Annotated in this window: 20 protein-coding genes; 14 read left to right on the top strand and 6 right to left on the bottom strand. The window is 74.8% G+C overall.

All coding sequences use genetic code 11. From position 1 onward, the window contains the following. Positions 1-13: 13 nt before the first annotated feature. The gene (locus tag G6553_RS15820; RefSeq protein ID WP_347565754.1) at positions 14-1,306 is read right to left on the bottom strand and encodes an MFS transporter; all 1,293 of its coding nucleotides are present in this window, start codon (positions 1,304-1,306) and stop codon (positions 14-16) included. Between G6553_RS15820 and G6553_RS15815 the strand changes: the two genes are divergently transcribed. Genes G6553_RS15815 through G6553_RS15800 form a run of 4 tightly spaced genes read left to right on the top strand, consistent with a single transcriptional unit; the run spans position 1,305 to position 3,692 of the window. Next, positions 1,305-1,862: a histidine phosphatase family protein gene (locus G6553_RS15815; protein WP_166195041.1), complete on the top strand. Its 558-nt coding sequence runs from the start codon at positions 1,305-1,307 to the stop codon at positions 1,860-1,862. The two genes, G6553_RS15820 and G6553_RS15815, sit on opposite strands and share 2 nt — an antisense overlap. Positions 1,863-1,885: 23 nt before the next feature. Beyond that, the gene (locus tag G6553_RS15810) at positions 1,886-2,536 is read left to right on the top strand and encodes a DUF6758 family protein (protein ID WP_347565753.1); all 651 of its coding nucleotides are present in this window, start codon (positions 1,886-1,888) and stop codon (positions 2,534-2,536) included. A 47-nt stretch (positions 2,537-2,583) separates the two neighbouring features. Then, positions 2,584-2,769: a hypothetical protein gene (locus G6553_RS15805; RefSeq protein ID WP_166195035.1), complete on the top strand. Its 186-nt coding sequence runs from the start codon at positions 2,584-2,586 to the stop codon at positions 2,767-2,769. A 35-nt stretch (positions 2,770-2,804) separates the two neighbouring features. Then, positions 2,805-3,692: a PHP domain-containing protein gene (locus G6553_RS15800; protein WP_166195032.1), complete on the top strand. Its 888-nt coding sequence runs from the start codon at positions 2,805-2,807 to the stop codon at positions 3,690-3,692. A 22-nt stretch (positions 3,693-3,714) separates the two neighbouring features. Here G6553_RS15800 and G6553_RS15795 read toward each other — a convergent pair whose 3' ends face one another. Next, complete coding sequence (locus G6553_RS15795; RefSeq protein ID WP_166195029.1) at positions 3,715-4,473, bottom strand: SDR family oxidoreductase; 759 nt, start codon at positions 4,471-4,473, stop codon at positions 3,715-3,717. Between the two features lie 77 nt (positions 4,474-4,550). Here G6553_RS15795 and G6553_RS15790 point away from each other — a divergent pair, with 77 nt between their 5' ends. The 6 genes from G6553_RS15790 to G6553_RS15765 all read left to right on the top strand — a co-directional run bounded on the left by G6553_RS15790 (position 4,551) and on the right by G6553_RS15765 (position 9,927). Beyond that, positions 4,551-5,363 (top strand): ParA family protein, encoded by an 813-nt coding sequence (locus G6553_RS15790; RefSeq protein ID WP_166195026.1) that lies wholly within the window; start codon positions 4,551-4,553, stop codon positions 5,361-5,363. Between the two features lies 1 nt (position 5,364). Beyond that, the gene (locus tag G6553_RS21865; RefSeq protein WP_166195023.1) at positions 5,365-6,051 is read left to right on the top strand and encodes a L,D-transpeptidase; all 687 of its coding nucleotides are present in this window, start codon (positions 5,365-5,367) and stop codon (positions 6,049-6,051) included. 222 nt (positions 6,052-6,273) lie between these two features. After that, complete coding sequence (locus G6553_RS15780) at positions 6,274-7,350, top strand: iron ABC transporter permease (protein ID WP_347565752.1); 1,077 nt, start codon at positions 6,274-6,276, stop codon at positions 7,348-7,350. A gap of 11 nt (positions 7,351-7,361) precedes the next feature. After that, on the top strand, positions 7,362-8,363 hold the full coding sequence (locus G6553_RS15775; RefSeq protein WP_166195017.1) for an ABC transporter substrate-binding protein: 1,002 nt from the start codon (positions 7,362-7,364) through the stop codon (positions 8,361-8,363). Further along, positions 8,360-9,187 (top strand): ABC transporter ATP-binding protein, encoded by an 828-nt coding sequence (locus G6553_RS15770; RefSeq protein WP_166195015.1) that lies wholly within the window; start codon positions 8,360-8,362, stop codon positions 9,185-9,187. The genes G6553_RS15775 and G6553_RS15770 overlap by 4 nt, the downstream gene beginning before the upstream one ends. Then, complete coding sequence (locus G6553_RS15765) at positions 9,184-9,927, top strand: class I SAM-dependent methyltransferase (protein WP_166195012.1); 744 nt, start codon at positions 9,184-9,186, stop codon at positions 9,925-9,927. The genes G6553_RS15770 and G6553_RS15765 overlap by 4 nt, the downstream gene beginning before the upstream one ends. A 72-nt stretch (positions 9,928-9,999) precedes the next feature. On the opposite strand, the gene G6553_RS15760 is transcribed toward G6553_RS15765, so the two are convergent. Further along, positions 10,000-11,535, bottom strand: coding sequence for a DEAD/DEAH box helicase (locus G6553_RS15760; RefSeq protein ID WP_347565751.1), 1,536 nt, complete (start codon positions 11,533-11,535; stop codon positions 10,000-10,002). Between the two features lie 258 nt (positions 11,536-11,793). On the opposite strand from G6553_RS15760, the gene G6553_RS15755 reads away from it, so the two are divergent. Next, entirely contained in the window at positions 11,794-12,483 is a 690-nt protein-coding gene (locus tag G6553_RS15755) for a ferritin-like fold-containing protein (protein WP_347565755.1), read from the top strand. Between the two features lie 92 nt (positions 12,484-12,575). Here the strand turns inward: G6553_RS15755 and G6553_RS15750 are convergent, their stop codons facing one another. After that, a complete protein-coding gene (locus tag G6553_RS15750) occupies positions 12,576-12,797 on the bottom strand; it encodes a DUF3107 domain-containing protein (protein WP_166195121.1) in 222 nt (73 codons plus the stop codon). A gap of 73 nt (positions 12,798-12,870) precedes the next feature. Next, a complete protein-coding gene (locus tag G6553_RS15745) occupies positions 12,871-13,452 on the bottom strand; it encodes a TetR/AcrR family transcriptional regulator (protein WP_166195118.1) in 582 nt (193 codons plus the stop codon). Between the two features lie 251 nt (positions 13,453-13,703). On the opposite strand from G6553_RS15745, the gene moeZ reads away from it, so the two are divergent. The 3 genes from moeZ (at position 13,704) to G6553_RS15730 (ending at position 16,411) form a co-directional block, all read left to right on the top strand. Continuing rightward, positions 13,704-14,912 carry an adenylyltransferase/sulfurtransferase MoeZ gene (gene moeZ, locus G6553_RS15740; protein WP_166195004.1) on the top strand — a complete coding sequence of 403 codons (1,209 nt, stop codon included), beginning with the start codon at positions 13,704-13,706 and terminating at the stop codon, positions 14,910-14,912. A 186-nt stretch (positions 14,913-15,098) separates the two neighbouring features. Further along, positions 15,099-16,025 carry a hypothetical protein gene (locus G6553_RS15735; RefSeq protein ID WP_242680527.1) on the top strand — a complete coding sequence of 309 codons (927 nt, stop codon included), beginning with the start codon at positions 15,099-15,101 and terminating at the stop codon, positions 16,023-16,025. Positions 16,026-16,099: 74 nt separating this feature from the next. After that, positions 16,100-16,411, top strand: a complete 312-nt coding sequence (locus G6553_RS15730; RefSeq protein WP_166195001.1) for an MGMT family protein — start codon at positions 16,100-16,102, stop codon at positions 16,409-16,411. A gap of 54 nt (positions 16,412-16,465) precedes the next feature. Here the strand turns inward: G6553_RS15730 and G6553_RS15725 are convergent. Continuing rightward, the coding region (locus G6553_RS15725; protein WP_166194998.1) for a hypothetical protein at positions 16,466-18,564 on the bottom strand (2,099 nt) is incomplete at its 5' end.

Genomic DNA, 18,564 nt, shown 5'->3' with positions numbered 1-18,564 from the left:
CGCCCGGCGGTCCTCACGACCGCCGGGTGCCCGGCCCCGTCCGCCCCGCCGGTGAGGCGACCGGACCGGACCCCGCCGCGAAGGTCCGGGCGAGCGGCACCAGCGCGAGCACGAGCACCATCGGCACCGCGAAGCCGACCCGCAGCGAGCCCGCGCCCGCCAAGCCGGTCAGCACCGACCCGAGCAGCCCGCCGACGTAGTTGAACTGGTTGAACCGCGCCACCACCGCGTCCACCCGCGCCTGGTCGCCGCCGGCGATCCGCGCCGCCGCGGAGAAGCTGAGCGGGGCGATCACGGCCACGCCGGCCCCGAGGAGCGTGAACCCCAGCACCGCGACCGGCCAGGTCGGGGCCGCGACGACCACCGCGAGCGCCAGCGCCGCGACGACGGCACCGACGCGGAGCACCGGCACGGCGCCGTACGTCGCCACCAGCCGGTCACCGGCGAGCCGCACGACCAGGCTGGCCAGCAGGTAGGGGAAGGTCGCCAGCGCGACCAGCCGCTCCGGCGCCGCGACGACGTCCTCGAGGTAGAGCGGTCCCCAGGCGGCCGAGGCGCTGTCGACCATGTAGAAGACGACCATCGCCGCGCCGACCAGCACGATCGGCCGCCACGGCACCGCAGCCGCCTCGAGCACCGCGTCGGGGTCGGGCGGGGTGTGGACGCGCGGGAGGTACGGCGCCGCCGCGGCCGCGACCGGCACGACGGCGAGCGCCGCGGTCGCGCCGAGCGGCAGGGTGGCGGTCGCGAGGGTGATGCCGGCGCCGACGAGCCCGCCGAGGGTCCAGCAGCCGTGGAGCGAGGGCAGCAGCGGGCGCCCGTAGCGGTGCTCGACGGCCACGCCCTGCATGTTCGTCGCGGCGTCGACCAGCCCGAGGGCGAACCCGTAGCCGACGATCCCGGCCACGAACACCGCCTGCGTCCCGGCCAGCACCAGCGTCGGCAGCGCCACCGCCATCACCAGCAGTCCTGCCCGGAGCAGGGTCGCGCTGTCGCGGCGGGCCGCCACCCTCTCGGCGACCACCGAGCCGAGCCCCGCGACCAGCACGAGCACCAGCAGCAGCCCCGACAGCGCCACCTCCGAGAGGTCCCACCGGTCCGCGAAGTCCGGCAGCCGCGTCGTCAGGCTGATGAACACCAGCCCCTGCGTCGCGAACGCCGCTGCTGTCGCCGCTCGGGCCCGGGTCGGGAGCACGGGCCGACTCTGGCACGGCGAGCGGGGCCGGCGAGGCCGAACGCGAGACAGGTCCACCGGTCCGCGTGCGCGACGAGTGAGGGCGGCCCGTCCTGGCAACCTGCGCGGCATGAGCGAGCTGTGGCTGGTCCGGCACGGGCAGACCGAGTGGAGCCGGGACCACCGGCACACGTCGGTGACCGACCTGCCCCTCCTGCCCGAGGGCGAGGAGGTGGCCCGGTCGCTGGCCGAGCGGCTGGACCCGGCGGAGTTCGCGGTGGTGCGCACCAGCCCGCGGCAGCGGGCACGACGTACCGCTGAGCTCGCCGGCTTCCCCGACGCCGAGGTCGACGAGGACCTCGTGGAGTGGGCCTACGGGGACCACGAGGGCATCACCACCGAGGAGATCCGCGAGACCGTGCCGGGGTGGACGGTGTGGACCCACCCGAGCCCGGGTGGGGAGTCCGCCGAGGAGGTCTCGGCCCGGCTCGACCGGGTGGTGGAGCGCGCGCGGGCGGTCGACGGCCGCACGCTGGTCTTCGCGCACGGCCACTGCCTGCGGGCGCTGGCCGCCCGGTGGCTGGGCCTGCCCGTCGCCGACGGCCGCCACCTCAAGCTGGGCACGGCGACGGTGTCGGTGCTCGCCTGGGAGCGTGAGACGCCGGTGGTCGAGCGCTGGAACGCTTGACGGACCCGCACTGATCGGCGCATATGGGTGGCATGTCGCTCTCGGTCGGCTGCCCGCGCTGTCCCACCCCCGTGGCTCGGTCCGCCGTCGACGGCGGCTGGTCGTGCCCCGACCACGGGACGATCGAGCCGTTGTGGCGGCCCGACGAGGCGTCGTACGACGGGTTCGTCGCCCACCTGCGGACGGCGGGGTCGTTCCCGACGTTCCTCCCGTGGCCGATGAGCCCCGGCTGGTCGGTCACCGACTTCGGCGTGGTCGGCAGCGAGCCGGCGCGGACGCGGGCGACCATGGTCTGCTGCTCGGGCACCAGCGAGCTCGACGGGCCCGTCGACGTGCTGGTCGTCGCGGAGGAGGCCGGCACCGGCCTGGGCGCGCGCTGCGCCGGCACGACGTACCTCGATCCCGGACCCGAGGTCGGCGACGGCCCACCGTCGGTCAAGGTCCGCCTGGACAACCAGTCCGTCAGCCTGTGGCCGGTCTCGACGAGCGCGGCGACGGGGGAGTGGGACCGCTCGGTGGTGGCCGGCGAGGCGCACGGCCGGTGGCTGTGGATCGTCATGCGGCCGGCCTCGGCGATGCTCCTGCTGCGCGACGACTGGATCCTGCGCGACGTGTCCGGCCTGGGGCCGCCGCTGGTCGAGATGGCGTTCGGGGGCCCCCGCCCGTCGTGGTGAGCCCGTCCGGCTGAGCCCGCCCTGGTGAGGGTGGGTACCTGCCCGGCGTGTACCAGGACAACCGACCCTGCGACGTCTGCGGCTCCGAGGTGCGCCTGCGCGCCCACGAGGCGACCGAGGACCCGGCGGAGGCCACCGTGCGCGGCGACAACGACAGCACCGTCGACGAGCGCGTGTGCACCAACCCCGGCTGCCCCACCAACGCCGGCGGCGCGGACGCGCCCCGCCCTTGAGCCGGGCGTCGGCGGCGCGCCCTACGGTGGGTCCCGTGCGCATCGACCTCCACACCCACTCGCGCGCCAGCGACGGCACGCAGCCGCCGGGTGACCTGGTCCGTGCCGCGGCGGCCGCAGGGCTCGACGTCCTGGCGATCACCGACCACGACACGGCCGACGGCTGGGCCGAGGCCGAGGCCGCGGCCCACGAGGTCGGCATCGAGCTGGTCCGCGGCATGGAGGTCAGCACCCGCCACCAGGGCCGCGGCGTGCACCTGCTCGCCTACCTGCCCGACCCGACGTACCCGCCGCTCGTCGAGCAGCTCACCCGTGTCCTCGAGGGCCGGCAGGCCCGCGTGCCCGACATGCTCGAGCGGCTGCACGCCCTGGGCATCGAGATCACCAACGCCGACGTCGCCCGCGCCGCCGACGGCACCGCCGCCACCGGTCGGCCCCACGTCGCCGACGCGCTCGTCGCGGTCGGTGCGGTCGGCGACCGGACCGAGGCGTTCGACCGCTACCTCGGCGCGGGGAGGCCGGCCTACGTCGACCGGTACGCCGCGCCGCTCGCCGAGACCATCCGCCTCGTGACGGAGGCCGGCGGGGTCACCGTCGTCGCCCACCCGTGGGGCCGCTCGCAGCGGGAGTGGCCGGGCGAGCCGGAGCTGGCCGAGCTGCAGTCGGCCGGGCTGAGCGGCATCGAGGTCGAGCACGAGGACCACACGTCGACCAGCCGCGACAAGCTGCGGGCGATCGCGCGGAACCTGGACCTCGTCGTCACCGGTTCCAGCGACCACCACGGCACCGGCAAGATCGACCACGAGCTGGGCTGCAACACCACCGACCCGGAGCAGTACGCGCGGCTGGTCGACGCCGCCGCCCGCGCCGCCGACGCCGCGCGGGCCCGGGGGCTCACGCCGCCCGACGTCGTCCGCCCCTGAGCGCTCCGGGATGGGCTGACTGCTACTTGCGGCCCATCGACTGGAAGCGCTGCAGGACACTGCTCGGCACGGCGCGGGCCAGCGTCGCGATCGCCTTGTAGCGGGCGCTGGGGATGGAGAAGACCTTCCCGGCCTCGTGGTCGGCGAGCGCGGTGCGGACCAGCTCGTCGGCGTCGAGCCAGAGGAACGACGGCGCGGAGTCCTGGCCGACGTCCATCCGCTCGTGGAACTCCGTGCGGGTGAAGCCGGGGAGGAGGGCGGTGATCGTGACGCCCTGGGGGCGGTACTCGTTCGCGGCCCACTCCGAGAAGCTGTTGACCCACGCCTTGGCGGCGGAGTAGGTGCCGCGCGGGAGGTACGACGCCACGCTGGAGACGTTGATGATGCCGCCCCGGCCGCGCTCGGTCATCGGTCCGAGCGCCGCGTGGGTCAGCCGCAGCACGGCGGTGACGAGCACGTCGAGCATCGCGGTCTCCATGTCGGCGGAGTTGTCGAGGAACCGCTCCTTGAGGCCGAACCCGGCGTTGTTGACCAGCAGGTCGACCGGGCGGTCGCGATCGGCCAGCCGCGCCTCCACGAGGGCCATGCCGGCCCGGTCGGCCAGGTCCGCGGCAAGGACCTCGACCGCGACGCCGTGCGCGGCGGTCAGCTCCTTCGCGACGGCGTCGAGCCGGGCGGTGTCGCGGGCGACGAGCACGAGGTCGTCCCCGCGGGCCGCGAGCTGCTGGGCGAAGGAGTGGCCGATGCCGGCGGTCGCGCCGGTCACGAGAGCGGTGGGCATGGGGGTCAGTGAAACAGCCACGCGCAACAGCGGTGTCGACCCGTTCCGGAGCGCGGTCTCGGGCATGATGAGCGACGATGACCACCACACTCGCGATCGCCAACCAGAAGGGCGGCGTCGCCAAGACGACCACCGTCGCCTCGCTGGGCGCGGCGCTCGCGGAGCTCGGGCACTCCGTGCTGCTGGTCGACCTCGACCCGCAGGCGTGCCTGACGTTCTCCCTCGGCATCGACCCCGAGGACCTCGAGGTCTCGGTGCACCAGGTGCTCACCCGGGGCACCGACCCGACCGAGGTCATCCTCACGACCGAGGACGGCGTCGACCTGCTGCCGGCCACGATCGAGCTGGCCCGCGCCGAGGCCGACCTGCTCACGCGCACCGGCCGCGAGCACGTGGTGAAGGGCGTCGTCGAGGACCTGGACGGGGCCTACGACTGGGTGCTGCTCGACTGTCCGCCATCGCTCGGCGTCCTCACCGTCGCCGCGCTGACCGCCGCGAACGGCGTGCTCGTGCCGTTGCAGTGCGAGACGTTGTCCCACCGTGGCGTCGGCCAGCTGCTCGACACCGTCCACGACGTGCGCCGCTACACCAACAAGCGGCTCGAGGTGTGGGGCGTGCTGCCGACGTTGTACGACGGCCGCACGAACCACTCGCGCACGGTGCTCGAGACCATCGCGGCGACCTACTCCCTCGACGTGGTCGAGCCGCCGATCCCCAAGACGATCAAGTTCGCCGAGGCGCCGGCCGCCGGCCGGTCGATCCTCGCCACGAGCCGCAGCAGCAAAGGCGCCCAGGCCTACCGCGAGGTGGCCGCCAACCTCGTCGAGCGCGCCGCCCGGCCGAGCCGCACGCGCGGGAAGGCCGCCACGGGCGCCGGGGACCAGGGCTGACGTGGGCCGCCACCGCGCCACGCCGGTCCGGCCGCGGTACGGCCGGATCGCCACCCTGGCCGCCTCGCTCGCCGTCACCACCGTCGCCGTCCTCGGCGGCACCGGCGTCCTGCCCGACTCCGAGTCCGTCGCCGAACCGGTGGCCACCGAGGTCGCGCACGACCCGGAAGCCACCGCGCCGCCGGCCGCTGACGAGGCGTCGTCGTCCGCCCGCGCCGGTGCGTCCGGCGCGGCGGAGCTCGGGACCGAGGCCGAGGAGCGTCCCGTCGACCCGCGCGAGGACACCTCCCTCCCGCCCGGCAGCGGCCGCGGCAAGCGGGTCGTCTTCAGCGAGAGCCGCCAGCGGGTGTGGCTGGTCGAGGGCCGGAAGAAGGTCGTCCGCACCTACCTGGTCTCCGGCAGCGTCGAGGACAACCTCGACCCCGGCACGTACGCCGTGTACTCGCGGTCGGAGCAGGCCTACGGCATCGACGACTCCGGCACGATGAAGTACTTCGTCCGGTTCACCCACGGCGAGCGCGCCGCGATCGGCTTCCACGACATCCCGATCGACGACGGCAAGAAGGTGCAGACCGTCGCCCAGCTCGGCACCCCACTGTCCCACGGCTGCATCCGGCAGCGCCGGGTCGACGCCATCGCGCTGTGGGAGTTCGCCCCGCTCGGCACCACGGTCGTCGTCACCGCCTGACTCCTGGCCTCACCTCCCGTTCCCCCGCGCGGACCGCGGCCAGGACGCCCCATCTGTCCCAGCCGTGCCACCTACCGGGGTAGTCCCTCGCATCCCACGGAAGATCTGCCCCGGTAAGCGAGGGGGTCACCGGTGAACCGGTGACCCCGACACCCCGCCCGGCCGCCCGCACCCTGCACCGATACCGTTGTTGCAAGTCATGTGCAACAAGGGGAGGCGTCGGTGAGCGTGGGGGTGGTCGACCTGCACGCTGCCGAGCGGGCGCAGGCCGCCCGGACGACAGCGTGGGTCGTCGGGCTGACGGCGCTGCTGGCGGCGACGGTGGTCGTCGGCGTCGGCGCCGGCGCGGTCGGCGTACCTCCCGGCACCGTGGCGCGGGTCCTCGGCCACCACCTCCTCGGGGTGCCGGGGGAGGTGACGTGGACCCTGCCGCAGGACGCGATCGTCTGGCAGGTGCGGCTGCCGCGCGTCGTCCTCGGCGTGCTGGTCGGGGCGGGTCTGGCGGTCTGCGGCGTCGCGCTCCAGGCGATGGTCCGCAACGTGCTCGCCGACCCCTACCTGCTCGGCGTGAACTCGGGCGCGTCCAGCGGCGCGGCCGCGGCGATCCTGTTCGGCTTCGGCTCGGGGTTCGGAAAGCACGCGCTGCCGGCCAGCGCGTTCCTGGGGGCGCTGGCGGCGTCGCTGCTCGTGCTCGCCGTCGCGCGCTCGGCCGGGCGGGTCACCTCGGTGCGGCTGCTGCTCGCCGGGGTCGCGGTCGGCTACGCGCTCTACGCCACGACCAGCTTCCTCGTCTTCGCCTCCGGCTCGGCCGAGGGCGCCCGGTCGGTGATGTTCTGGTTGCTCGGCTCGCTCGGCCTGGCGCAGTGGGACCTGCCGCTCGCGATCGTCGCCGTCGTCGTCCTCGCCACGGCGGTGCTGCTGACCGGCTGGGGGCGCCGTCTGGACGTCCTGGCGCTCGGCGACGAGACCGCGCACGCGCTGGGCACCTCGCCCGACCGGTTCCGCATCGTCCTGCTGGTCGTGGTCGCCCTGTGCGTCGGCGTGCTCGTCTCCGCGTCCGGGAGCATCGGGTTCGTCGGCCTCGTCGTGCCCCACCTCGCCCGCCGCGCCGTCGGCGGTCGCCACGTCCGCGTCGTGCCCGTCGCCGCCCTCATGGGCGCCGTGCTGCTGGTCTGGGCCGACGTCGTCGCCCGGGTGCTCCTCGCGCCGCAGGAGATCCCGATCGGGATCATCACCAGCCTCGTCGGCGCGCCGTTCCTGCTGCTCCTCGTCCGTCGTCTCCACGCCACCACCGCCTGAAGGGGCTCTGCATGCGCACGCCACGACTCGCCCTCGCGATCACCACTGCCCTCGCGGCGCTGCTCGCCGGCTGCGGGAGCGACACCGACGACGCGCCGTCGGCCGCCGGGAGCGCCGAGGCCGGGGCCTACCCGGTGACGGTGGAGAACTGCGGCGCCGAGGTCACGTTCACCGCCCAGCCCGAGCGGGTCGTCCTGCTCAAGAGCGCGTCGGTGCCGTTCCTCCGCGAGCTCGGCGTGCTCGACCGGGTGACGGCGCGGGCGGGGCAGTACCCCGCCGGCTACTACGACGACGCGACCCTCGCCGAGCTCGACGAGATCCCGCTGCTCACCGACCGCACCGACAGCAGCGGCCACCTGCTGATCTCCCGCGAGACCGTCATCGGCCAGGAACCGGACCTGGTCATCGGCGAGGTCGACAACCTCTCGCGCGACTCGCTCGACGCCGTCGGCATCCCGCTCATCGAGGAGCCCGGACTGTGCGACGAGGGGCTGGCCGACCCCGGCTTCGACGACGTCGAGGACCAGATGCGCACCTACGGAACGGTCTTCGGCCGCATCGAGCAGGCCGAGGCCGCGGTCGCCGACCTCCAGGAGCGGCTGGCGGCCGTCGAGGAGCGGGTCGGCGAGGGGGCCGGCCTGACCGCCGCCGTGCTCTACCCCACCGTCGGCGGCGGCACGACGTACGCCTACGGCACCCGCAGCATGGCCCAGCCCCAGCTCGAGGCCGCCGGCCTGGAGAACGTCTTCGACGACGTCGAGGAGCGGGTCTTCGAGGTCACGCTCGAGGAGCTGCTGGGCCGCGACCCCGACGTCCTCGTCCTCCTCCACGGCGACGGCGACCCGGCCGAGGTGGAGCAGGCCGTCACCGACCTCCCCGGCGCCGGGGAGCTGACCGCCGTGCGCGAGGGTCGCCTGGTCACCCAGCTGTTCAACTTCACCGAGCCGCCCACCCCGCTGTCGGTGACCGGGCTCGAGATGATCGTGGATCGCGTGCAGGAGATGGAGCGGTGATCACCGCCGCCGACGTCTCCTGGTCGTACGCCGCCGGGCCGGTCGTCGCGGACGTCCACGTCCGCACGGAGCCGGGCCGCGTGCTCGGTCTGGTCGGCCCCAACGGCAGCGGCAAGACCACGCTCCTCCGGCTGCTGCACGGAGCGCTGCGGGCCCCGGCCGGCCGCATCGAGGTGGACGGCGATGACCTCGCCGCGCTCGGCCCGCGGGAGACCGCGCGCCGGGTCGCGGTGGTCGTCCAGGAGCCCGCGGGGGAGTCCACGATGAGCGTCGCGGAGATGGTGCTCCTCGGCCGCAGCCCGCGGCTCGGCACCTTCGAGCGGACCGGTGCCCGGGACCGCGACGTCGCCGCCGCGAGCCTGCGCCGGGTCGGCGCCGCCCACCTCGCCGCCCGCCCCTACGCCGCGCTCTCCGGGGGCGAGCGGCAGCGGGTCCTCATCGCCCGCGCCCTGGCCCAGGAGGCCACCCACCTGCTGCTCGACGAGCCGACCAACCACCTCGACGTGCGCTACCAGCACGAGGTGCTCGCGCTGGTCCAGGACCTGGCCCGGACCTCGGGTACCTGCGTGGTCGTCGTGCTGCACGACCTCAACCTCGCCGCGCGCTACTGCGACGACCTCCTGCTGCTCGGCGGCCCCGCCTCGGGCGGGCGGGTCGTCGCCGGCGGCCCGGCCGAGGACGTGCTCGACCCCGCGCTGCTCGAACCGGTCTACGGCATCGGCGTGCGCCCGGTGCACCTCGAGGGCCGGCTGCACCTGCTGTTCGAGCCCCTGACCCCGCAACCCGCGACCCAGCAGCCCCACCTGATGGAGGAGACCGCATGAGCGCCCCGACCACCACTAGCGCCGTCCAGGACCGCATCGACGCCTACTGGACCGGGCGCGCGCCGGCGTACGACGACCACCAGCAGCGGCCCGAGCGCCGCGACCTCGACCGAGGCGCCTGGGCGGAGGTGTGGTCCGACGCGCTGCCGCCGGCACCCGCGGACGTGCTCGACGTCGGCACCGGCAGCGGCCACGTCGCCTGCGTGCTGGCCGGGCTCGGCCACCGCGTCGTCGGCATCGACCTCGCCGAGGGGATGCTCGAGCGCGCCCGCCAGCACGCCGCGACGCTGGACGCCCCGGCCGGGCCGCCGCGGTTCCTCCGCGGCGACGCGGTCGACCCCGCCCTCCCGGCGGGCTCCTTCGACGCGGTCGTCGGGCGGTACGTCATGTGGACGCTGCGCGAGCCCGTCGACGCGGTCCGCCGTTGGATGCGGCTGCTGCGGCCCGGTGGCGTCGTCGCGGTCGTCGACAGCACGTGGTTCCCCGAGGGCATCGGTGCGGGCGCCGAGACCGGCATCGACGCCTTCGCCACGGCGTACGACGAGGAGGTGCGCGCCGCGCTCCCGCTCGCCCAGGCCGGCTCGATCGAGGCGACGGCCGACGTGCTCCGCGAGGCCGGGCTGGCCGACGTCACGATCACCCCGCTGGAGGCGCTGCTCGAGCTCGACCGCCGGCACGGCGTGGCGCCCGGCCACGAGGTGCGCTTGCAGCACCTGGTCCGGGGCCGGGTTGCCGGCTAGCAGACGCGACGAGGGCCGCCCGATCGGATCGGGCGGCCCTCGTCGTACGTCGTGCCGGTGCGGGTGCTGAGGTCAGTCCTCTGCGCCGGCGGCGGCCGGCTGGCCCTCGCCGGCGGAGCTGCCGCCCGAGCCCCCGCGCCGGCGACGGCGACGGTTGCGGCTGGGGGCCGAGCCCTCGCCCGTGCCGTTCGCGCTGCTCGCGTCCGCGGTGGTGACCTCCGGACCGGTGCCCTCACCGGCGACGGTCTCGCCGCTGCGGGTGCGCGTCCGGCTGCGGTTGCGGCTGCGCGCGGGGCGGTCGCCGCCGCGCTCACCACCGCGCTCACCACCGCGCTCGCCGCCGCGCTCGCCGCCGCTGCTGCGGCCGCCCCGCCCGCCGCGGTCCCCGCGGTCGGAGCGCTCCTTCTTCTCGACCGGCGCCGGGTCGACGATGCGGCCCTTGGTGCCCGGGGCGATGCCCTGGTCGGTGAAGAGGTGCTCGGAGGTGGAGTAGGTCTCCTGCGGCTCGTCGAAGGGCAGGTCGAGCGCCTTGTTGATGAGCTTCCAGCGGTGCAGGTCGGCCCAGTCGACGAACGTGATCGCGGTGCCCGTCGCGCCCGCGCGGCCGGTGCGGCCGATGCGGTGGACGTAGGTCTTGTCGTCCTCGGGGCAGGTGTAGTTGATGACGTGCGAGACGCCGCGGACGTCGATGCCGCGAGCGGCCACGTCGGTGGCGACCAGGACGCGGATCTTGTCCTCGCGGAACTTCGCGAGCGCCTTCTCGCGCGCCACCTGCGCCATGTCGCCGTGCAGCGGGCTGGCGCTGAAGCCGCGCTCGGCCAGGTCGTCGGCCACGCGCTGGGACTGCCGCTTGGTGCGGGTGAAGACGATGATCTTCTCGGCGTCCTCGGCCTGGAGGATGCGGCCGATGATCTCCGGCTTGTCCAGGTCGTGGGCCTGGTAGATGAACTGCGCGGTCGCCGGGACCATCGTGGTGTCGTACGACGACTCCGCGCGGATGTTCATCGGGTGCCGCATGTGGGTGCGCGCCAGGGCCACGATCGCCGAGGGCATCGTCGCCGAGAACAGCATCGTCTGGCGCGTCTCGGGCGTCATCTTGAGGATGCGCTCGACGTCGGGCAGGAAGCCCAGGTCCAGCATCTCGTCGGCCTCGTCGAGCACGAGCGCGTGCACGTGGGACAGGTCGAGCGACTTGCGGTTGGCCAGGTCGATGAGGCGACCCGGCGTGCCGACGACGATGTCGACGCCGGCCTCGAGCGCGTCGAGCTGGGTGTCGTAGCCGACGCCGCCGTAGACGGTCAGCACGCGCAGGCCGGTGTCGGCGCTGGCGATGTGGAGGTCGTTGGAGACCTGGAGCGCGAGCTCGCGGGTCGGCGCGACGATGAGGGCCTGGGGCTTGCCCTGCGGCAGGTCGGCGTACGCCGGGTCCGTCGGCGACACGCTGCGCTGCAGCACCGGGATGCCGAACGCGAGGGTCTTGCCGGTGCCCGTGCGGGCCTGGCCGATCAGGTCGGTGCCCAGGAGGGCGACGGAGAGGGTCATCTCCTGGATGGCGAACGGGGTGGTGATGCCGTGGCGCTCGAGGGCGTCGCAGATCTCGGGCAGCACCCCGAGCTCGCGGAAGGTCGTGGATGTCAGGGTCTTGATCGCTTTCGTGAGTTCCGGCCGGTTCGACCGAAGGTGTCCAGGTGCGGCGGACTCACGGGGTCCGGTAGGACCGCTGGGGATGTCAGCCGCGCACATACGTGCGGGCCGCCGGCGAGCGCTCGGATCCGAGCGGACGGGCGCCGAGGGCGGCCACGTGCACCTTCACCTTATCGGTAGGGTGCGCACGTGACGGCATCGACGGACGGCGCGGCGGGCCCGGTGGACGAGGACGCGCCGCTGGCGCTCCAGGACGCGGCGTACCGCAAGGCGGTCGTCGACCTGCTCGGCGCGATCGCCTACGGCGAGCTCTCCGCCTTCGAGCGGCTCGTCGAGGACGGCAAGCTCGCGCCCTCGCTGGAGGACAAGGTCGAGATCGCCGCCATGGCCGCGGCGGAGTTCGGCAAGGTCGCCGGCATCCACGCCCGGATCTCCGAGCTCGGCACCGACCCGTTCGTCGCGATGGCGCCGTTCCGCGAGGCGATCGACCGCTTCCACGCGCACACGGCGCCCTCGGACTGGTACGAGGGGCTGATCAAGGCCTACGTCGGCGACGGCCTCGCCGACGACTTCTACCGCGAGATCGCGGCGTACCTCGACGCCACCACTCGCGATCTGGTCGTCTCCTCGCTGGAGGACAGCGGGCACGCGGCCTTCGTGGTCGACCGGGTCCGCACGGCCATCGCCGCCGACCCGCGCCTCGGCGGGCGGCTGGCCCTGTGGGGCCGCCGGCTGATGGGTGAGGCGCTGACCCAGGCCCAGCGGGTCGCCGCCGAGCGGGACGCGCTCTCCGCGCTGCTCGCCGGCGGCGTGGACCGCCCGGGTCTCGACCTGGCCGCCATCGGGCGGATGTTCGCCCGGCTCACCGAGCGGCACGCCGAGCGGATGGCCGAGCTCGGGCTCGCGCACTGATCGGAGACACGTCCGCCTCGTGCTGCCGAGCGTGCGCCGGAGCGCACGCCGGCCCGCACGAGGCGGGTCGTGACGGAGCCGGGGACGAGCCGCTAGCTGCGGAAGCCCACCTGGCCGACGACGCCGCCGCCGATCTCGACGTAGGCGATCTTGGCGGCGGGGACGACGAGCTTGCGGCCCTTGCTGTCGGTCAGCGTGAGGACCGTGCCGGCGCCGACGGCCTCGGCGACGAGCTGCTGGACGGCGTCCGCGGACTCGTCGGTGTCGACGACGAGCTCACGGGGGGCGTGCTGGACACCGATCTTGACCTCCACGAGGTCCTCCTTCAGGTCGATCCCGCGACGCTGCGCGGGCACGGGTGGGACAGACGGTGGGACTGAGGGTGGGTCAGTGGTCGAGCGGGTACCCGCCGATGCCGCGCCAGGCCAGCCCGGAGACCAGCGCCGCGGCGTCGGAGCGGCTGATGCCACCGCCCTCGGACAGCCAGAACCGCGAGCTGACCTGGGCCATTCCCACCAGGGAGACCGCCAGCAGCCGGGCGGCGGCGTCGGGCAGGCCGGTGTCGGCCTGGATGACCTCGGCGATCATCGCGGCGCACTCGGTCGTGACGCGGTCGACGTGCTCGCGCACGGCCGGCTCGTTGGTGAGGTCGGACTCGAAGACGAGGCGGAACGCGCCGGACTCCTGGGCGACGTACTCGTAGAACGCGTCGACGGCGGCGGCGACGCGCAGCTTGTTGTCCTGGGTCGAGGCGAGCGCCTGGCGGCAGCTGTCGATGATCGCGTCGCAGGAGCGGTCCAGCAGCGCGAGGTAGAGGTCGAGCTTGCCGGGGAAGTGCTGGTAGAGCACCGGCTTGGAGACGCCGGCGCGGTCGGCGATGTCGTCCATCGCAGCCGCGTGGTAGCCCTGGGCGACGAAGACCTCGAGCGCGGACTCGAGGAGCTGGGCGCGCCGCTCGCGACGCGGCATCCGGCCGCCGCGGGGTCGGGGGCCGTCGACGTCGTACTGCCCTGCGCTCACGATGGCTCCTCCCGTCTCCCGGTGCACCCACCGGCGGGACCGGCGCTGCGTGCCGGGACTCTACCCGTCGGTCACCGCGGTCCGGATGACGGGACGCCGCGCCGGTGGTGCCCTCGGGCGGGAGGACCATGGAGGGAACATCGAGGGGTGCGCGGGTGTTGACCCGGCACTGATCGACGAACCGCTACGAGGAGCGTGACGTGAGCTTTCCCCCGCTGGTCGAGCCGGCCGACGAGCTGAGCATCGACGAGGTCCGGCGCTACAGCCGCCACCTGATCATCCCCGACGTCGGGATGACCGGCCAGAAGCGGCTGAAGAACGCGAAGGTGCTCGTGATCGGCGCGGGCGGCCTCGGCAGCCCCGCGCTGCTCTACCTCGCCGCCGCGGGCGTCGGCACGCTCGGCATCGCGGAGTTCGACGAGGTCGACGAGTCGAACCTGCAGCGCCAGATCATCCACGGCCAGTCCGACATCGGGAAGTCCAAGGCGGTCTCCGCGAAGGAGTCGATCGCCGAGGCCAACCCGTACGTCGAGGTGGTGCTGCACGAGGAACGCCTCGACAACGACAACGTCATGGACGTCTTCCGCGGCTACGACCTGATCGTCGACGGCACCGACAACTTCGCCACGCGCTACATGGTCAACGACGCGGCGTACTTCCTCGGGATCCCCTACGTGTGGGGCTCGATCTACCGCTTCGACGGCCAGGCCTCGGTCTTCGCGCCGACCATGGCCGACGACGCGCCGTGCTACCGCTGCCTCTACCCCGAGCCCCCGCCGCCGGGCATGGTCCCCAGCTGCGCCGAGGGCGGCGTGCTGGGCGTGCTGTGCGCGGCCATCGGCTCGATCCAGGTCAACGAGGCGATCAAGGTCCTCACCGGCATCGGGGACCCGGCCATCGGCAAGCTCGTCATCTACGACGCCCTCGAGCTGGAGTGGCGCAAGCTCAAGGTCCGCAAGGACCCCAACTGCGCGCTGTGCGGCGAGAACCCGACCGTCACCGGCCTCATCGACTACGACGCCTTCTGCGGCGCGATCTCCGACGAGGCCGCCGACGCCGCCGCCGGGTCGACCATCTCGGTCACCCAGCTCGAGCACATGCTCAAGGAGCGCGAGGAGGGCGCCCGCGACTTCGTCCTCGTCGACGTGCGCGAGCCCAACGAGTTCGAGATCAACCGGATCCCCGGCTCGGTGCTGATCCCGAAGGGCGAGTTCCTCAACGGCTCGGCCCTGGAGAAGCTGCCCCCGGTCGACGCGGGCAAGCAGGTCGTCATGCACTGCAAGTCCGGCGTGCGGTCGGCGGAGACGCTCGCGATCGTCAAGGGCGCGGGGTACGCCGACGCGGTGCACGTCGGCGGCGGCGTGGTCGCCTGGGTCAACCAGATCGACCCCAGCCAGCCGGCGTACTGACCCTCCCGCGGCAACCCCGCAGCACCCGCTCCACCTGCTCCTCCCGGACGGCCCGAGGTAAAACCTCGGGCCGTCCGTGCGTCCGGGGCCGCCGACGACGTAACCCCGCGGCCTGCACTGCCGTTGTGCCTGGCGTCACACCGGTGGCCCGTGCCGCCGGTTCCGTCTCGGAAAGGCAGAGCTCGCATGCAGGCACGTCCCTCCACCCCCCGGTCCCACCGCACGTCCGACCGCACGTCGGCCCGCAGGTCCGCCGGCCGCGTCACCGGCGCGCTCGCCGTGCTGGCCAGCGCCGTCCTCGGCAGCGCGATGATCACCTCCGCCCCGGCCGCCGCCGCGCCCCAGTGGGCGCCCGCGGGCTCGGCGAAGATCCACCCGGGCGTGCAGATGTACACCGAGGGCGGTCAGTGCACCGGCAACTTCGTCTTCACCGACGCCTCGAGCAACGTCTACGTCGGGTACGCCGCTCACTGCGCCGGCACCGGCGCGGCCACCGACACCGACGGCTGCCTGGCCGACTCGCTCCCGCTTGGCACCCGCGTCTCGTTCACCGAGGGCGGCAGCCTGCTCTCCGAGGGCACGAAGGTCGGCGGCGGCACGCTGGTCTACTCGTCCTGGGCCACCATGGACGAGATCGGCACCGAGGACGCGAACACCTGCGCCTACAACGACTTCGCGCTGGTGAAGGTGGACGCCGCCGACGTCGGCAAGGTGAACCCGTCGATCCCGTTCTGGGGCGGCCCGACCGGCATCGACACCGACGGCACCACCGCGGGCGAGCAGGTCTACTCCTACGGCAACTCCAGCCTCCGCTTCGGCGTCGAGCTGCTCTCTCCGAAGACCGGCATCAGCCTCGGCGACGCCGCGGCCGACGGCGGGTGGAGCCACCCGCTCTACACCCTGACCCCCGGCGTCCCCGGTGACTCCGGCTCGGCGTTCGTCGACAAGCAGGGCGAGGCGGTCGGCACGTTGTCCACGCTCGGCCTGGCGCCGCTCCCGCTGTCGAACAACATCGGCGACCTCGCCAAGGAGCTCGCCTTCGCTCAGCAGCACTCGGGCATCGCTGGGCTGGAGCTGGTCGAGGGCACGGAGCCGTTCGACCCGATCCTCTGAGCACCTGATCCGACCCCGGGTGGGGGAGTGGCCACGGGCCCGACGCGCGGTGACCAACCGCTAGCGTCGGGCCCGTGCGGCATCCCGAGGAGTACGTCGAGGCGGTGCTCGCCTGCGTGGAGTCGGTGCCGCCCGGCCGGGTCACGACGTACGGCGCGATCGCCGACGCCGTCGGCCGCTTCGGCCCGCGCCGGGTCGGGAACGTGATGTCCCAGCACGGCGGCGCCGTCCCGTGGTGGCGGGTCGTCCGTGCCGACGGCTCTCCGCCCGCCTGCCACGTGGGCACCGCCACCCAGCACCACCGCGCCGAGGGCACCCCGCTGCGACCCTCGGGCAAGGTCGACCTGGTCGCCGCGTTCTTCCAGCCGCCCGCCGTCGACTGCTGAGTCGCGGCGTCGACGGTCGTGGGCGGGTGCTCGCGACCTCGGCCGGCCGGCAGCTCAGCGCAACCGGCCGACGTAGGCCTGGGCCCGGCGCAGCTCGCCGAGCCGGCGCTCCCAGGTGACGCCGACGACGGTGAGCGCGGTGCCGGCGGCGCCGATGAGGATCCACTGCGGGGTGGCGGCGGCGTACGGCGCGAGCTCGCGCAGCACCAGCAGGGCGCCGACGACCCAGCCCACGGAGACCGGCGCGCTCCAGCGCAGCGACGTGCCGCCGAGCACGAGCGCGAGGCACGCCGCCCCGAGCAGCGCGGCCCGCACCGAGACCGGGTCGAGCGCGAGCACCCAGAGCAGGGTCGGGACCGTCGCCAGGAGCAGGCCCGGGGTGAGGACCGGGCCGGTGGGGGCGTCCGGGTGGCGGCGCAGGTGCGCGAGGCCGACGAGCAGCAGGGCGGCCGCGGAGGGCAGCGTGTAGGCCTCCGGCGCGGTCACGCCGAGGTCGGCGAGGCGCACCCAGGTCGCGGCGGCCAGCAGCAGCCCGCCGAGCCAGCCGAGCGCGCGACGGTCGGGCACGAGCAGCGCGTGGGTGGTGACGAGCGCGCCGGCGACGGTGAGGTGCAGCGCCAGCGAGGTCGGCCCGGTGACGGCGAGGAGGGCGGCGACGGCGCCCGCGGCGCCGGCGACGACCTCGAGCTCCGGACGGGGTCGGAGCAGCGCGACCGCGGCGAGGACGAGCAGCACCGGCACACCCCGGTACGCGGTGTCGACGTCGAGCACGGCCAGGGCGCTCCACACGAAGGCCGCGGCCGCAGCCGGCAGCAGGGCGGCGGCCACGACGCGGTCCAGGACGAGCACGCAGCCGGCCACGAGGGCGGCGAGCGCGCCGGTGGTGAGCACCTCGCTGGGCAGCGCCACGACGACGGCCGCGAGCGGCAGCAGCCCGGCGACGAGGTGGGTGCGCACGGCGGCGAGACCGGCACCGGCCAGGAGCACCACGACGACGGCGAGCGGCACCGGCAGCAGCGCGAGGGTGGTGGTCGCGCCGAGGACGCCGGCGACCAGCCAGACGTGCAGCGGAAGCGGCCGCGCCGACCCGACGGCGTACGCCGCGGCGAGGGCGAGCGCGGCGACGAGCGCGAGCACGGGGGTGGCCGCGGTCGGGTCGGCCGGCAGGCGCACCGCGGCGCCGACGGTGGCGGGCGGCGCGAGGAGCAGCAGCCGCGCGCTCGCCTCGGTCGCGAGGACGACGAGCAGGACGCCGGCGCCGAGGGCGGACGCGGCCAGCGGGAGGCGCGCCGCGACGGAGGCGCCGACCCGGCTGACCGACCCGACGAGGGTCCACGCGACGAGGGCGGCCAGGACGGCGGAGCCGGCCGGCGTACCGCCCTCGTCCAGCGCCGGCAGCACGACCACGAGCGTCAGCAGGGTCGTGGTCCCGGCGAGCGCGGGACGCCAGAGCGTGGCCGCGGCTGCGAGCAGCGCGGCCGCGGTGACGAGGGGCAGGGCGTGGCGCTCGACCCAGAGGCCGGCGAGCGAGGGGTACGCCGCCGCCTCGACCAGCCCGCCGAGCGCGAGCCAGCCCCAGCACAGCGCCGCGGCGGAGCCGGCCGTCCACGGCAGCAGCCGGGCGCCGGCAAGGACGCCCAGCCCGGCCACGGCGGCGAGGACGACGGTCGCCGCAGCGGGCACGAGGTGCGGGTGGCCGGTGGCGTCGACGGCGGCGAGCGCGGCCACCCCGAGCGCGATCGGCGCGACGACCTGCGGGGCGCCCAGGCCGGTGGGGAGCCAGGCGAGCGACGCTGCGGCGAGGACGATGCCGGCGACGCAGACCAGTCCGGAGCCGGAGGCGTCCCCGAGCCAGCCGGCGGAGGCGGCGCCGACCACGTCGAGCACGAGCAGGCCGAGCGACACCGTCGACAACGACTCGCCGGCGACCCGCAGGCCCCGGCGGGCGAGGACCACGCCGAGCGCTCCGGTCGCTCCGGTCAGCCCGACGAGCACCGCGGTGCGGCCCCCGACGCCGAGCGCCGACCAGGCGACCGCCAGGAACGCGACCGCGGCCACCAGCAGGCACAGCGCGCCGAGCCCGAGCAGCAGCGCCGGGACCGACGGCGTGGGCAGCCCGCGGCGGGTGCGGGGGGCCGACGGCGCGGCGGTCG

Origin of the sequence: Nocardioides sp. IC4_145 (genome assembly GCF_011250565.1) — a bacterium.
GTDB lineage: Bacteria > Actinomycetota > Actinomycetes > Propionibacteriales > Nocardioidaceae > Nocardioides.
This window is presented reverse-complemented; position numbering and strand designations above follow the sequence as displayed.

Bases quoted from the DNA above. Each gene is read 5' to 3' on its own strand.
- G6553_RS15765 (WP_166195012.1), top strand. From the start codon at position 9,184: ATGAGCGCCCCGACCACCACTAGCGCCGTCCAGGACCGCATCGACGCC.
- G6553_RS15795 (WP_166195029.1), bottom strand. From the start codon at position 4,473: ATGCCCACCGCTCTCGTGACCGGCGCGACCGCCGGCATCGGCCACTCC.
- G6553_RS15810 (WP_347565753.1), top strand. From the start codon at position 1,886: ATGGGTGGCATGTCGCTCTCGGTCGGCTGCCCGCGCTGTCCCACCCCC.
- G6553_RS15820 (WP_347565754.1), bottom strand. From the start codon at position 1,306: ATGCCGCGCAGGTTGCCAGGACGGGCCGCCCTCACTCGTCGCGCACGC.
- G6553_RS15735 (WP_242680527.1), top strand. From the start codon at position 15,099: ATGCAGGCACGTCCCTCCACCCCCCGGTCCCACCGCACGTCCGACCGC.
- G6553_RS15745 (WP_166195118.1), bottom strand. From the start codon at position 13,452: ATGCCGCGTCGCGAGCGGCGCGCCCAGCTCCTCGAGTCCGCGCTCGAG.
- G6553_RS15815 (WP_166195041.1), top strand. From the start codon at position 1,305: ATGAGCGAGCTGTGGCTGGTCCGGCACGGGCAGACCGAGTGGAGCCGG.
- G6553_RS15775 (WP_166195017.1), top strand. From the start codon at position 7,362: ATGCGCACGCCACGACTCGCCCTCGCGATCACCACTGCCCTCGCGGCG.
- G6553_RS15790 (WP_166195026.1), top strand. From the start codon at position 4,551: ATGACCACCACACTCGCGATCGCCAACCAGAAGGGCGGCGTCGCCAAG.